The following is a 1,256-nucleotide window of genomic DNA, read 5'->3' on the forward strand; positions in this document are numbered from 1 at the left end:
CGAGGCCGGGCCCACCGACGTCGGCGACGACCGCATCCTGCGGCTCGAGGACTGGATGCTGCTGCTGGAATCCGGTTACGACTGGGACTATCCGGTGGAACCGCAGGCCAGCGGCAACAGCTTCCTGCGGCACGCCCGCGCCAAGGTGCTCGGCGGCTGCTCCTCGCACAACTCGTGCATCGCCTTCCATCCGCCGCGTGAGGGGCTCGCGGAATGGGAGGCGCTGGGCGCGACCGGATGGGGACCCGACGGGCTGCTGCCGTATCTGCCGAAACTGCAACGGACAGTGGAGATCCGGGACATTCCGGCCAAGGATCCGTGCGGTGACGCGGTGCTCATGGCCGCGGCGCTGGCGGGGCTGCCGACCGTCGAGTTCAATCGCGGGTCGACGGTAACCAATGGGGCCGGGTGGTTCCAGATCAATGCCGACGCCGACAACATCCGTCAGTCCTCCTCGCACGCCTACCTGCATCCGATCATGGGGCAACGCCGCAACCTGGAGGTCCGGACGGGGTGCTGGGTCAGCGAAATCCTGTTCGACGACACGGATTCCGCGACCGGGGCCCGGTATCGGCGACCGGACCTCACCGGGTTCGACACGGTGCGCGCCCGCCGCGAGGTGATCATCAGCACCGGTGCGATCGACACCCCGAAGCTGCTCATGCTCTCCGGGATCGGACCGGCGGAACACCTGCGGGAGATGGGGATCGCGGTCCGGGCGGATTCGCCGGGCGTCGGCGCCAACCTCGACGACCATGTCGAGGGGCTGGTGTTCTGGGAATCCCCGTGCCCCATGGTCACCAGCTCCACCCAGTGGTGGGAGATCGGGCTGTTCGCCACCACGGAACCCGGCCTCACCCAACCGGATCTGATGATGCACTACGGCAGCGTCCCGTTCGACATGAACACCGTGCGCTGGGGCTACCCCACCACGGAGAACGGCTTCTGCCTCACACCCAATGTGACGCAAGGACATTCACGCGGCACCGTGCGGTTGCGGTCGCGGGACTTCCGCGACAAGCCGCGGGTGGATCCCCGTTACTTCAGCGATCCGGACGGACACGACGAGCGGGTGATGCTGCACGGCATCCGCCTGGCCCGCCGCATCGCCGAACAGCCGCCGCTACGCGAATGGGTGGCAAGGGAATTGGCTCCGGGGCCCGACGCCGTCACCGACGACGAGCTGATCGACTACATGCGCCGGACCCACAACACGGTTTATCACCCGTCGGCGACCGCGCGCATGGGCGCGGTCG

At 68.0% G+C, this 1,256-nt stretch carries 1 protein-coding gene; it reads left to right on the forward strand.

Annotated features, from left to right (window positions below; genetic code table 11):
- The coding region (locus ACWELQ_RS22630; protein WP_452399039.1) for a GMC family oxidoreductase at positions 1-1,256 on the forward strand (1,256 nt) is incomplete at both ends.

The sequence above is a fragment of the Nocardia sp. NPDC004722 genome, from assembly GCF_053601505.1.